Genomic DNA, 14,251 nt, shown 5'->3' on the forward strand with positions numbered 1-14,251 from the left:
TCTCCTTAATGTATAAATATTCATGAATATTATTGTAACACTTCTCGATAAAAACGGGGGTTATTTTGATTAAATTTCACAGTTTTGCTTAGCTGTTTTTCAGCAACAAACTAGCCAACGAATAACGTGTTTATTTTGACTCGAAACTGTTTAAACAGTTTCAAGAGCGTTAAAACCCTTTCAAATCAAGGATTTAGAGTTCTCTTTTTTTGGCACAGAACTTGCTTTATATAAAAGTGAGGTGAAAAGAATGAAAAGAAAATTTTTAATTGCTAGTCACGGAAACTTAGCGAAAGGCTTCCAAAGTTCCTTGGATATTCTCGCAGACAAAGGAAAAGAGCTGGCGGTCATCAATGCCTATGTGACTCCTGAGGACTACACGCCAATTATTCAAACGTTTCTTCAGTCCCTTGGCGCAGAAGAACAAGCTATTATTTTAACAGATTTATATGGTGGTAGTGTCAATCAAAAAATTGTTCAAGAAGTCATGACGACAAAACCAGACAATGTTTTTATCATTTCCAATGCCAACTTAGCCATTGCCTTGTCGCTGATTTTCTTAAAAGAAGGCGAAAAGCTAACCAAAGAAGATATTCAAGCAGCAATTGCTGAAGCACAAATTCAATTCGTTGAATTAAACCCATCAAATGAAGAAGAAAACTTTTTTTAGGAGGAAATTAAAATGATTACACAAGTACGAGTAGACGACAGATTAATTCACGGCCAAGTAGCCGTAGTTTGGACCAAAGAATTGAATGCCCCCTTATTAGTTGTAGCGAATGATGAAGCAGCCAAAAACGAAGTAATGCAAATGACATTAAAAATGGCTGTCCCTAATGGCATGAAACTATTAATTCGCTCAGTCGATGATGCGATTGATGTCTTCAATGATCCTCGTGGCAAAGACAAACGAATTTTTGTAATTGTGAACAGTGTAGCGGATGCTACTAAAATTGCGAAAAACGTGACAGATATTGAAAGTGTGAATGTTGCCAACGCTGGCCGCTTTGATAAATCAGATCCAGCCACCAAAACAATGGTTTTCCCAAGTGTCCAATTAAACCCTGAAGAGTTAGAAGCTGCCAAAGAATTAGCCAGTTTGACTCACGTGGAAAGCTATAACCAAGTACTGCCAACCAACTCAAAATTAAGTCTAAAACAAGCCGTCAATTAAAAGGAGGAAATGAACAATGCTTATGCATGCAACAATGGCAGCCTTAGCTGTATTTATCTGTTTTGCTGGGAATTATTTAACTGGTCAAAGTATGATGGAACGTCCCTTAGTCGTTGGATTAGTCACAGGAATTTTAATGGGCGACATGAAAACAGGGGTCTTAATGGGGGCCTCTTTAGAAGCAATTTTCTTAGGAAATGTTAATATCGGTGGTGTTATCGCAGCGGAACCTGTAACTGCGACTACTTTAGCCACAACGTTTGCAATTATTTCAAATGTCGAACAAAAAGCCGCCATGACGTTAGCCGTACCAATTGGGATGTTAGCCGCTTTCGTGGTGATGTTTTTAAAAAATGTCTTTATGAATATCTTTGCTCCTTCTCTTGACAAAGCAGCACGTGAAGGCAACCAAAAAATGGTTGTGACACTGCATTACGGAACGTGGATTATTTATTATTTAATCATCGCTTCGATTTCATTTATCGGAATTTTAGCAGGAAGCGGGCCAGTAAATCTGTTTGTTGAAAGCATTCCACAAAATTTGATGAACGGCTTAAGCGCAGCTGGCGGACTTTTACCTGCCGTTGGGTTTGCTATGTTAATGAAACTGTTATGGGATAATAAATTAGCCGTCTTTTACATTTTAGGCTTTGTTTTAACCGCATACCTACAATTACCAGCCGTTGCGGTGGCGGTCATCGGGACAGTAATTTGTGTCGTGAGTGCCCAACGGGATGTAGAATTTCGCGACATTCTAAAAAGAAAACCTGCGGCGTCTTCTGCGGTTGAAGGCAGCGCGAAAGAAATCGAAGAGGAGGACTTTTTCGCATGAAGTTAAAAGAGAATTTATCTAAAGAAGAGAAAAAAATGATGCGCTCTGTTTTCTGGCGTTCTTGGACGATGAACGCTAGCCGGACAGGAGCTACACAATACCACGCAGTGGGTGTCATGTACACTTTACTCCCAGTTATCAATCGTTTTTATAAAACCAAGGAAGAACGGGCCGAGGCATTGGTGCGTCACACCACTTGGTTCAATGCAACCATGCATATCAATAACTTCATCATGGGGCTCGTTGCTTCGATGGAAAAACAAAACAGTGAAGACGAAAACTTTGATGCTAGCTCTATTACAGCAGTTAAAGCCTCACTAATGGGGCCACTTTCAGGCATCGGTGATTCCTTCTTCTGGGGCATCTTACGTGTTATTGCTGCTGGTATTGGGATTTCATTAGCCAGCACTGGTTCGCCATTAGGGGCGATTGTCTTCTTACTTTTATACAACGTTCCTGCGTTCTTAATTCACTATTATGCGTTGTATAGCGGCTATTCAATCGGTGAAAGTTTTATCCAAAAAATGTACGAATCAGGCGGAATGAAGATACTCACAAAAGTATCAAGTATGCTAGGCTTAATGATGATGGGCAGTATGACTGCTTCAAATGTAAAATTCAAAACGATTCTTGAAGTTTCCGTTAAAGGAAGCGAAGACGTAGTTAAAATCCAAGACTATTTGGATCAACTATTCGTCGGTATCGTACCATTAGCCGTGACGTTACTTGCTTTCTGGCTATTACGCAAAAAAGTCAATGTTAACGTGGTGATGTTTGGTATCATGTTCTTAGGCATCTTGCTAGGATTACTAGGCATCTGTTAAAATTGAAACAATAAACATTTAATTATTAAACACTTAGAGCCTGAGACAAAAATCCAAAGTGATTTTTATCTCAGGCTTAAAAGCTGATAAACGGCGGGAACAGAAGCAACCCCTGTCCCGACCTCTCTTTTGGAAGGACGATGAATCATGCGCTTGGAGACCTACCAACACTTAGTTGATATTTTAGAAACCAGCAACACCCCGATGAGCACACAAGAAATTGCCACAAAAATTCAATTAAGCCGCTCGGTAACCAGCTTATACTTAAATAAATTATTGGAAAAAGGTGAAGTCCAACAAACGGGAAAAAAACCCGTTTATTGGCAATTAACCCGTGCAACAACCCCCACGACCGATGTGTTTCGACAATACATCGGTAGCCAAGGCAGCGCCAAAAAAGCCATCGAACAATGCAAAGCCGCTATGTTGTATCCCCCATTGGGTATGCCTTTATTAATCCATGGAGCCAGTGGCGTCGGCAAAAGCTTTTTGGCAAAGCTGATTTATGAGTATCTGAAAAATGAACAAATTATTGGCCTGGAAAAATTCTACACCTTTAACTGTGCCGATTATGCCAATAATCCCGAATTGCTATCATCCATTCTCTTTGGCCATACCAAAGGCGCATTCACTGGGGCTGAATCAGAAAAACAAGGACTCTTGGCCCAAGCTAATAATTCCGTACTCTTTTTAGATGAAGTACATCGATTATCCAACGAAAACCAAGAAAAACTCTTTCAGTTTATGGATACAGGGACCTTCCGCCCTATTGGTGAAGAAGGAAAAATGGTGCATTCCAAGGTCCGGCTACTATTTGCGACCACCGAAAACCCGAAAAAAGTCTTATTACCAACCTTTTATCGCCGAATTTCCGTAATCGTCTCACTTCCGAACTTCAAAGAGCGCCCCATTCGAGAACGGATTGCGATTTTAAAAAACTTATTCCACCGAGAAGCGAAACGAATGACCAAAGACATCAACGTGGACGAAGAAATCTTTACGGCATTATTAGAAAATGACGAACCTGGCAACGTGGGAAGTTTATCCAACAAAGTGCAGCTCCTTTGCGCGTCGCAATTACGAAAAACTTTGCCCAATCAACCCGTCGTCATTGGCGATGCGACTCAACCAATGATTACGATTCCTTTAGACAAAGAAGTGTTAGAAGAAGACACACTTTCTTCCGATATTTTCGCAACATTTGAAGCCTTATTTACAAAAGAAAAAACACTGGCCCACTTAAAAACTGAACTGACACAATTCATTAAATATTGTTTAGACGATGAAATAACCTTGGAAAATGATTATTTTTTACAAAACCTAGTCACGGAAGTCCAAACCAAAAACAAACTAATTATTAACCAACCTGAACAAACTGAAAAACCGATGAAAGATGTTGCCAAATTGCTGAAAATTTTACCGCCAACATTTAACGAAACAATGCTCCTTCCAGTCCAAGCACAGTTAAAAGAACACTATCCGCGAACGGTTTCCCTCGTGAAAAACTTAGTCAGTCCGCTGCCAGAAGAATACCGTTTCTTGACAGAGGTACTCTTATCTGTATTACTTAGCGGAGAAATTTCTGAAACGATTCCTTACCAAGCGCTCCTCGTGGCGCATGGTGAATCGACTGCCACAAGTATTCAAGCCGTTGCCAACAAATTATGTGGTACCTATATTTTTGATGCGATTAACATGCCCTTAACCTCTTCGGTCAGAGATATCGTCGCCGAAGTTAAAGAGTGGCTTTCTCAGCGGGACACATCACAAGGCGTCATTATGCTCGTCGATATGGGTTCCCTGACACAACTTTATAAAAGTTTGAAACCGCAAATTCTTGGAGAACTTTTGGTGATCAACAACCTGACCACTGCCTATGCGTTGGAAATTGGTCATCAATTAATGAACGAACAACTTTTCTATGGTATTGCTAAAACCGCTGAAAAAAAATTTAAAACCGATGTACAGTACTTTGAAGGCTTTTCAGTGGAAAAAAATATCATTGTCTCTAGTATTTCAGGTCTGGATATTGCCAAGCAAATCAAACAAATCTGTCAAAAATACTTGTATACTGATATTAAAGTCATTACCCTAAAATACAAAGATTTGGTGAACACGTTAGACATTGCCAACGCCGAAGAAAATTATTTAAAAGAAACCTCGCTCATTTTGACGACGTCCTACTTAGACAATCATACGAATGTTGCTAGCGTGAACCTCTTAGACATGTTAGACGAAGATGCAGGAACCCAGTTGATGGAACCTTTCCAAAACTTGATGCATCCCAATAACATCGATAGCATGATTAACGAATTTGTTCACTTCTTCTCGAAAGAAGGCTTGTCAGAAAAACTAGAATTTCTAAATCCTGACGTCATTATTAAACAAGTCGAAAACGTTACAAAAAACATTGAAAAACGCTTCGACCTCACACTCAGCGGCAAAATGAAATTTAACTTAATGATGCACAACGCGCTCATGGTAGAGCGGACAATGCTCGGCGTTGAAGACTATGAAATCCCTGCTAACCTAGAGGAACTAACCATTAACCAAAAACCATTTTTCCAAAATGCTAAAAACATTTTCTATACCCTAGAACAGTTTTATCGAATAGAGATTTCCAACTGGGAACTCTATGTGATTTATGAAATTTTGTCTTCTCGGTGAGGGTTATAGGGAGAGTCTCTTTTGTTCAGATGATTATCTTAAAATATAGCTAGTGGGCCATAAGTCATTTCGACTTATGGCCCACTTTTTTTATTTTGTGTTAAAACACTTTCTATCAACAGAAAGTGTTTCAATAAATATTTCGTTTAGGCAGCGCCATTTCCTGTAGTGTAAACGAACAGGACAGTGAACAGGATGGATACGCCAACCATTATTAATTTTTTCGTTTTGTTGGGGTCCTCTTGAAGTAGCCATTTAATCAACAGACTGCCTCTAATCCGTTGACTTGCCTTCTCTTTTTCAGTCGCTGACTTTGTATAACGCCAACCATAAAAGTGCCAACGAAGTAAATTGGCGTACCAAGCTCGATAGTTTTTAGATAGAAAGCCACCACAGATAAACAACGCTCCTAATAAAATATCCAAATACAACCAAACAATAAATGTTAACGGAATATCGATTAATGAATAATTCTTCACTTCAATCACTTGATCTTTCAAACCAAATTGATGAAGAATCCGTTCTTGGTATTCAGAATCCGTCTCCGCTTCTTCTTTTCCCCCAACAACTTTTATGGCTGACTCGACGCCCATACCTTTTATAAAAGCTTGCTTGGAATGACAATACTTACATTCCACCACTTGATCAGCGGTATCGTACCATCTAAACGCATTCGCCCCACAACTTTGACAAACCACACTACTCATTTTTTGCCTCCGATATTTGTTATTTTTTATGGTTATGTTTCATTACTTAATGATACCATTTTTTGGAGAGGGTTGGGTTAGAGAGATTGATAAAAAAGACACTTTCTCATTGCGAGAAAGTGTCTTGAAACATTGTAATTGATTCGTAAGCGAACATGTTCGTAGCGACTCCAAATAATTAACGTTTTGAGGACTGTGGAGGTTTACTGGATTTTTTAAGACCTGGTTGTATACTTTATAATTTAATAGAGTTATAAAACCTTATAATAGTAGCTTTTTAAGTCAATTTTTTAAAAAAAGAGCTCCATTATATTTTACTAATTTTTAGATACTCTTTACCAATATTCGTAACCAAAATAAACATCTTACACATCAGAAAATTTTAAATATATGGAATTACTAATTCAATCTATTTTTACCAATTTCACAATATGTTTTACTCATTTCAATCCCAATATAATCCCTACTATAATTCTTGCACACTTCACCTAAAGCAAACGATCCAGCAAAAACATCAAGAATTGTATCTCCTTCATTAGAACTAGCTAACACAATTCTTTTCAAAAGAGATATAGGTTTTTGAGAAGGGTGCTTCACATATTCTTTCATTTTAAATCTTACTCTAGGAAAATACCAAACATTTCCTGGTACCTTAGTTTCATTATACTGTTGCGGTGGATTCTTTCTATAATCTATTAATTTTCTTTCAGAACCAGTTCTTGTTTTCACTTCAATTGCTGAACCATTAAAAGTGTAGCCGCTTCTTTTTTTTGTGCAAAACAGTATAGGTTCATAGAGCGATCCATAGTATCTTTTAGCTTGTACCCCAGAACTATCATAGTGCCAAACAATTCTGGATTGAATATATAACTTGTCTCTCAAATAGATATCAATAAAAGGCATATTTTGTGTTGTATTCATAATATATAGAGAACCATTTGGCTTCAATTTAGAAATGGTTATTTCTAACCATTTTTCTACCCAATCCATGTACTCTTTATCTGATATCCAAGAATCAGATATTCCATCAGCATAACTTTTTTTTAAATTATATGGCGGATCAATAAAAATAAGATCTACTGATTCTTCTTTTACTTCATTTAAACCTTTAAAAACATCTTTATTTATTATTCTAAACATTTACACTACTCCAATAGTTCTTTTATTTTTTTCTCCATTTCATTTATCATCAAATCAAAAAAGCTGTCAATTTGAAATGTCATCTCATTAACAAACAATTCGGGATGACCTTTTATAATAGGAGTAAACTCAATGTCTATAGATAATTTGTTTATGCAATCATCATAATTAGAATATTCCACTTCATTATACATTATTTTTTCGTTTTTATGAGCTATAGAGTTTCTCTGCCAAATTATAAAATTTAATCCTTTACTAAAGTAAGATTTAATTTTACCAGATTCAATCCCAACTTCAATAATTTTTTCAAGCTTCATCCCATAATTTTTTAGCATTTCTGAGAACCTATCCAAGTTAGGATTCACTGTATCGAGTAAAAAATGTTTTTTCATTTCTTTTTCTTCTAATCTGTCATTAAATTTTTCTAAAATCTGAACTACATTTCCTTTTTCATTCTCATGAACAGTTTTATAGATTGCATCAAAAACATCTATATTTTTAATTTCGCTAATCAATTTTTTTTTATGTTTTCCACAACTAGTTCTCGCTAGTGTTAAGAATATTTGATTTCTTAGATCAAAAGGTAAGACTTCAACAGGTACCACTTTAAATCCTTCAAACATTATACTCTGAAATTTATGAAAACAGCTTTCCCAATAAGCATAAGCCAGCACAATATAGCTACTAATTAGTAAATTTTTTTCTTTTGGACTAAATTCATCTGTCAAGTTTTCAATAAGAGAGCTCATCGTTGAAATTTCAATTCTTTTCTCAAGTTTATAATATTGAAATTCTTTTTTTAATTTATTCACTTTTTAGCCTCACTAACAATGTCATCGAAATACTCCTTAGCGTATAAACTTAACTCAAAGAATCTTCTGGTAGGAGAATACGATTGCGAAGTTATTTTTAAATAGTTGGCACTATTAAAAAATTCTCCTATCCTACTAAGTAAATATTGTTTGTCCATATTTCTGAAAGCAGATAAATTGGTACTTAAAGCAGAACCAATAATAGAAGTATTAATTACCGAATTAGTTCGAGGATGAAAATATCTAAAAGCATTTGTACCTAACAATTGAACTATAAAGTCAAAAGTCTCATCGAATATCTCATATTCTACTTCTAACTCCATTTGATTTTTTTTACGAAGATATTTTTCAATTTCCTTTGTGATTAGCTCATCAATTGTTGAATAACTGCTCTTCACTTTTTTATTTCCAAACATTATATCTCTACAAAGTAAGAACCTCAAGATATATTCTACATCCTCTTGTTTATCGATTCTCTTTTTCTTTAAACTAAATGCTTCCTTAAATTTTAAATTTTCACGTAACTGAGCAAGCTTATCATAAAACTTGTTATTTAATTTATAAATTAAAAAATTTCTCAATTCTTGTGCAGATAGTGGTTCTCCATTATTATTTAATCTACTAAATAACAAATACTGACTGTAAGAGTCACTGTTATCTTCCACAAGTTCGATTCTCAACCTAGCATTCTTTAATGCATTAACTGCATTTTCTGGTAAATCATCAATCCTCTTTCCATTTAGTTCCTTTAATATTGTACATCCTTCAATCACAGGACCTTTTCCATTTTTAACATTAAATTTTTCTGGAAATAATTCTGGAACTAAAAAATGGAGTAAAGTAGTCGTTCGTTGAACTCCATCAATGATTTCCCACTCATAATTATCATTTGAAAAAGCAAAAATTGGTGGTAAAGGAATACCAATTAAAATAGACTCAATCAACGCAGATTGCTTCTCTATGTCCCATCTAAAAATTCTTTGATATGGTGGGTCTAATACTATTTTTCTCTCTTTGTATCTACTTACATATTCAGATACCACAATATCAAAATGATCAACCCTAAATTTCTTTCTATTCTCTCTTATTTCATCCATAATTTTCATCATTTCATCAGTACTCATTAAAATTCCCCTCTCTATAATTACTAGAAATACTTTTTATAGCTATAATTTCTGATATATTCTCTATTTCCGATGCATACACTATCCGTCCAATATGTTCCAAATAAATTTTCTTTCTCTTACCAACCGCAAGATTACTCTGGTTAAATGACTCTATTCTCGATAAACTAGCAAGTTTTCTTAAAGGCATATTTCATTCTACCAATTAATTATTAATCAGTATATCTACTTTCGATTCGTAATTATCTTTACTCATTGCCTATTATCCTTCAAAACGTTGTCTATATAAACATGAAACAATAAAATACTTAGTAAATTATTTTCTAATTAATTTCATAATTTTAGAGATATCCGTAATTTCTAAGGCATCAGCTATTCTCTCAATGTGTTCTAAATAAATTCTTTCTCTTTTGCCATTCGCAAGATTACTTAAATTGGATGGTTCTATTCCTGATAAGCGAGCAAGTTCTCTTAAAGACATACTTCGTTCTGCTAATAAGTCGTTGATTAATAATTCAACCTTAAACTCCCGATTTTCTTTATCCATACTTTTCTCTCCATCAAAATAATTTTTTGTTGTCTATATGAACATGATATAGTAAAACATTTTCATTCTGTTGTTTATACAGACATTGATTTTAATTAAAAGGAGAGATAAACGTGAAGGCCCAAAATGAAGAAATATTTTGCCGATTAAAAATATGAATCATCACGATATCTATTCGTTATACAATATGATTGAACAATTAAATTCTTAGAATGAGCCTTTAAAGTTGGTAGAAAGATTTTTTAGCGACCAAAAGCGCCCATTCAATAAACAACAAATCGCTAAACAATATTATGCACAATCAAAAATCTTTAACGGATTTATCAACCGATAAATTCGTTTAAAACTACCTTACCAACGGTTCTTCATCTTAATGAATTTAAATCCGTTCGTCAGATTTCTGGGTGCCATGAGTTTTATTATTTTCAATGGGCAGACAAGAAAATTATTTGATATTGTTAAAAACCGACAACCACCTTATTTAAAATGTTATTTTAATTGTTTTTCACTGTCCGTGCGGGAAAACGTCCAATTTATTGTCATTGACATGTATGCATCTTACGTTTCTCTAGTGAAAAAACTTCCTACTTCCCTAACGCTAAGCTCGTCATTGATTGCTTCCATATCGTTCAACACATCGGTCGAACCGTTCGAAATTATCGAATCACTTGGACCATTATTTTAAAACTTATTTAACAGAAGTAGAGCTTGTGGACAGAGTACTTTCCTATAGCGTTGAGTTAACACAAGGTTACACGTTGTACCAAGAATTTTTATATGCCATTCATAAACAAACCCAAACGTATTTTGATACCTTGCTTACGCAAAATATTTCTCACTTGTCAGCTACTCATCAAACCACTTTACAAACCTTTAAAAAGTATCAAAAGCAGATTCATCATGCCTTGAATTATTCTTGTTCGAATGGACCATTGGAGTATCTAAATAATCATATCAAAGTGTTAAAGCGGAATGCCTATGGGTTTCGTAACTTTTATAATTTCAAATTACGGATTCTCGTGCAACAAGAACAAGCCATACAGACCAAATAAAAAAATCCAGAGTATTTTCTCCTCTGGACTCGACATGATTCTACAATTGCTCTTTACCAACATTATTTGACAAAGAGCAAAAAAAAGACACTTTCCAAATTGGAAAGTGTCTTTCAAAATGATAATTGAGTGGCACTTGATTTCCAAGGAAATCTTCGTCCCAGATTGTTTTCGTAAGCGAACACGTTCGCAACGACTCCAAGTAATTAACGTTTTGAGAATTGTGAAGCTTTACGAGCTTTTTTAAGACCTGGTTAGCCCAACCACTTTTTCAACAAGCTTCATAATGCTTTAGTAGCAACGATTTGGAGAGATGGAAACACGAAAATTTTTATTGACTTTCAAAATATTTGAAAGCAATGGTGTCAATTTTTAATAAAATACTGCGAGCTGAAATTACAATTGAATAGAAATTTTTTTCTTAACATTAATCTTAAAGTAGATAGAAAAGGTTATAGTTTAATTTCCCTTTTTAAATAATGGAGTACTAGAATCAGGGGGTTGTATGGGTGGTATAACTTTTATACTTAATGGCATAGAGAAATCTACTCCAGTTAGAATAGCCTCGCCTTCTCCCAAAACAGGAAGATACGCTAGAATATCTGAATTAGCAGAGGAGCAAGATTGTCTTATTGCTTCCTTATCATTGTAATTAATTAAGCGATGAACTAAAAAAGTACCCATCTGAGATAAAGTGCCTACTGGAATATCCCTTGGCATTTGTGTAGATATACAGAGAAATAGTCCGTATTTCCTACTTTCCTTTGCAATTTGGTCAAAAGCCGTCAAGCTTGTTGATTGAAAATAATCATCAACGATTGCTTTATTCAAAAATTGATGGGCTTCATCTAAAACAAGTACAATAGGATTCTCTTTAAATTTTTGATTTCTTGCTAATTTTAAAAGATATTTTCCAATTGCATTTGCTAAGATTTCTCGTGCTTGAAATTCATAGCCTAAACTTTCGAACCCTATTCTAAGCACAAAATTTTTCTGTTGTTTATCAGAAAGAAATCCTTCGATAATCTCAATCAAGTTAGTTTCTTTTTTTTGAGTATCATTAAAATCAAACGATCGATCATATATCTTCGTAGTCACCAGATTGGTTATTCTAGAAGACAATCCGTAGCAAAAATTAACATCACGTTCACTAACCGGACCAAAAAGATTATTGTTATTGTTATCTGTCGGATAGATACACTCACAGATAACTTGTTTGCTTAGTTTTTTTATATTGATATTGATATCTTCTGACTCGATTTTTTCAAAATTTTGTAATTGATACCTTTCAAAATTTTTTATCATCCCATTAGATTTCTTCAAAAGGCCAGATTCGTTATCAATAAAACTTTTTATCTGACTTCTAGTATTTGGCTTATCAATCTCATCTTGATATATTTTTACTATTTTCAATGAACGTATTGCTTCAAGGAGCTTTGGTTTTTGTATACCTTCAGATGGTTTAATTAGAAAAAACAAATCCTCTTTTGTTAGATTTCTATACGGAAAAAAAGCACTTTCTCCTATGGCAACAGATTGTACACCTTTTTTTATAGCCGTATACTCCCCAGTAGGGTCTAACAAAATGACTTTAGACTTATTACTAGTCATACTTTCTATTAATTTTGCTATAGTCCAACTTTTCCCCCCTCCAGTTGTTCCTACTACCGCACAATGACGGTTAAATAACGCCTGCTGGCTAACATAAACCTTGGTTTCTGAATTCGATGTTAGATGGCCCAATCTAATATATGGAACATCCAAATCTTTTTTTTGTCCAAATTTCATTACATATTTCTGAATAAAACTGCTCGGACAAACAAAAACTTTAGCTCCTATGTTAGGAAAAGCATTCAAAGTGTGTTGTGCATTTCCACTGAAATAATCAAAAGAAAGTAAAATTTCTACTTTAGCAGTTGGATGAAAATCCGAATTTTGAAATGATTTTTCCGACAACGTCAGCCTCTCTTTTTCAGGTAAGTCAATTTCTGAAATTTTACCAATAAATCCAGCATTCTCTGCTTCAATAGTGACAAAATTCCCTACTAACCCACCATTAAATTCTTCTCCAGAAAAAATCGTTTTATTAAGCAACGTAGAAGAAGGGAAATGAACTTTGACAAACTGAGGACTTACATGGCTAATATATCCAATAAAATAGTTATTATCAAATGGATTTTTTTCATTCATCAGAACTCCCCCATTTAGCCGATGAGTAAATTTCAGAATACGGATAACTCTCAACAAACTCCTCAAATGTTTGCTTAGTCAGTATTACATTTCCTGTTTGAGATACTTCTTTTTTTAAATCTTCATATTGATCTTCAGCATCTATATTCGGAGCTACAAATACTATTGTAATACTCGAGTTAACACTTAATGCTTCATAAATCATGGCATTAATATGTGCATCTCCACAGCTATATCCAACAATTATAAGTAGTGTATTCTTGGCTCTAGTTTCTTGCTGAAATCTGCTCATCATTTCGAAAAAGGGCTGTTGATAAGAGCTTTCATACTTGTTAGAGCTTGGATAAATCATAAGTGGGTCTTCGGATTCATCGCTAATGATTACTTCGTTGTTTTTAGCTATCCAATTTACTGAGCCATGGGGTTTGTAAACATGAACTACATTCGGAACAAAGTTATCCTCTAAAACATTTTTATTAGTTATTCTAGTTACAACATCTAAGTCAAAATTTGTTCCTTTGAATTTTCGAGGAAAATTAAAAGAAAAGCCATCAATAATCATAAATCCATTTTTTTCAGCTGCTTGTTCAAATAATGTATCATAGTTCAACGTAAACACTTTTGGTCTTGCATACTTAGTTTTCTTTGCTGCTAGCTTTCTTAAGAATTTACGATGTGCGCTATCTTTTGGTAACTTAAGTGTGCAATTTTCTTTTACCATATTTCTAAGTTGCTTTATAAATTCCTCTATGTCTGAATCTCCAGTAACATATTGATATAATTGAGCATGTGTAAGAAGAAACTCTAAGTTAGTAGTTTCATTTTCAGGTTGAATTTCCTTGAAATTTATTTTTTCGCAAAATTTTTTTAAATGTGAATAACCGAATTTGTTCACCGCTTCTTCCCATAATCCCGACATTAATTTTCCTTTTTTATCACCAATTCCAACCCCAAAAGAACTTCCTGCACCTGTCAAAATGATTGTATTTTCATATTGACGTTTTAAGTGTTTCTGCAAGGCCGCATCTCTCAACCTGATAGCGACTTGTTCCCAAGTTTCATTATCTTTTTTTTCTTCAATAGAAATTTTTTTACCGTTTACTTTAACATATTCTTCAGTGAACTCAATATCATTATTGTGTTCAATATATATCTTCTCGCTCAACGATACACCCCCATTTT

At 34.5% G+C, this 14,251-nt stretch carries 12 protein-coding genes and 1 pseudogene; 6 read left to right on the plus strand and 7 right to left on the minus strand.

The features are described from left to right. Positions 1-250: 250 nt before the first annotated feature. The 5 genes from IGL13_RS12600 (at position 251) to IGL13_RS12620 (ending at position 5,497) form a co-directional block, all read left to right on the plus strand. Positions 251-670 (plus strand): PTS sugar transporter subunit IIA, encoded by a 420-nt coding sequence (locus IGL13_RS12600; protein ID WP_002354802.1) that lies wholly within the window; start codon positions 251-253, stop codon positions 668-670. A 12-nt stretch (positions 671-682) separates the two neighbouring features. Further along, the gene (locus tag IGL13_RS12605) at positions 683-1,174 is read left to right on the plus strand and encodes a PTS system mannose/fructose/N-acetylgalactosamine-transporter subunit IIB (RefSeq protein WP_002354800.1); all 492 of its coding nucleotides are present in this window, start codon (positions 683-685) and stop codon (positions 1,172-1,174) included. A 16-nt stretch (positions 1,175-1,190) separates the two neighbouring features. Continuing rightward, positions 1,191-2,006: a PTS mannose/fructose/sorbose/N-acetylgalactosamine transporter subunit IIC gene (locus IGL13_RS12610; protein WP_002365419.1), complete on the plus strand. Its 816-nt coding sequence runs from the start codon at positions 1,191-1,193 to the stop codon at positions 2,004-2,006. Beyond that, positions 2,003-2,830, plus strand: a complete 828-nt coding sequence (locus tag IGL13_RS12615; RefSeq protein ID WP_002360964.1) for a PTS system mannose/fructose/sorbose family transporter subunit IID — start codon at positions 2,003-2,005, stop codon at positions 2,828-2,830. Before IGL13_RS12610 ends, IGL13_RS12615 begins: the two co-directional genes overlap by 4 nt. 147 nt (positions 2,831-2,977) lie before the next feature. Further along, positions 2,978-5,497, plus strand: a complete 2,520-nt coding sequence (locus tag IGL13_RS12620) for a sigma 54-interacting transcriptional regulator (protein WP_002354793.1) — start codon at positions 2,978-2,980, stop codon at positions 5,495-5,497. 146 nt (positions 5,498-5,643) lie between these two features. Here the strand turns inward: IGL13_RS12620 and IGL13_RS12625 are convergent, their stop codons facing one another. The 5 genes from IGL13_RS12625 to IGL13_RS12645 all read right to left on the minus strand — a co-directional run bounded on the left by IGL13_RS12625 (position 5,644) and on the right by IGL13_RS12645 (position 9,827). Continuing rightward, positions 5,644-6,204: a hypothetical protein gene (locus tag IGL13_RS12625; protein ID WP_002378851.1), complete on the minus strand. Its 561-nt coding sequence runs from the start codon at positions 6,202-6,204 to the stop codon at positions 5,644-5,646. 399 nt (positions 6,205-6,603) lie between these two features. After that, positions 6,604-7,344, minus strand: coding sequence for an adenine-specific DNA-methyltransferase (yhdJ, locus tag IGL13_RS12630; protein ID WP_002378852.1), 741 nt, complete (start codon positions 7,342-7,344; stop codon positions 6,604-6,606). Between the two features lie 5 nt (positions 7,345-7,349). Further along, complete coding sequence (locus IGL13_RS12635; protein ID WP_002378853.1) at positions 7,350-8,156, minus strand: HEPN domain-containing protein; 807 nt, start codon at positions 8,154-8,156, stop codon at positions 7,350-7,352. After that, complete coding sequence (locus IGL13_RS12640) at positions 8,153-9,280, minus strand: GmrSD restriction endonuclease domain-containing protein (RefSeq protein ID WP_002401675.1); 1,128 nt, start codon at positions 9,278-9,280, stop codon at positions 8,153-8,155. Before IGL13_RS12640 ends, IGL13_RS12635 begins: the two co-directional genes overlap by 4 nt. Positions 9,281-9,596: 316 nt before the next feature. Continuing rightward, entirely contained in the window at positions 9,597-9,827 is a 231-nt protein-coding gene (locus tag IGL13_RS12645; RefSeq protein ID WP_002378856.1) for a helix-turn-helix domain-containing protein, read from the minus strand. Between the two features lie 315 nt (positions 9,828-10,142). On the opposite strand from IGL13_RS12645, the pseudogene IGL13_RS12650 reads away from it, so the two are divergent. Then, positions 10,143-10,879 (plus strand): annotated as a pseudogene (locus IGL13_RS12650) (transposase); the annotation flags it as partial. Positions 10,880-11,338: 459 nt separating this feature from the next. Here IGL13_RS12650 and IGL13_RS12655 read toward each other — a convergent pair. Beyond that, the gene (locus IGL13_RS12655) at positions 11,339-13,069 is read right to left on the minus strand and encodes an ATP-binding protein (protein ID WP_116491819.1); all 1,731 of its coding nucleotides are present in this window, start codon (positions 13,067-13,069) and stop codon (positions 11,339-11,341) included. Next, positions 13,062-14,234 (minus strand): SIR2 family protein, encoded by a 1,173-nt coding sequence (locus IGL13_RS12660; RefSeq protein ID WP_096540893.1) that lies wholly within the window; start codon positions 14,232-14,234, stop codon positions 13,062-13,064. The genes IGL13_RS12655 and IGL13_RS12660 overlap by 8 nt, the downstream gene beginning before the upstream one ends. Between the last annotated feature and the right edge of the window lie 17 nt (positions 14,235-14,251).

The sequence above is a fragment of the Enterococcus sp. DIV1937 genome (assembly GCF_050535975.1).
In the GTDB taxonomy this organism is placed as follows: Bacteria; Bacillota; Bacilli; order Lactobacillales; family Enterococcaceae; genus Enterococcus; species Enterococcus faecalis.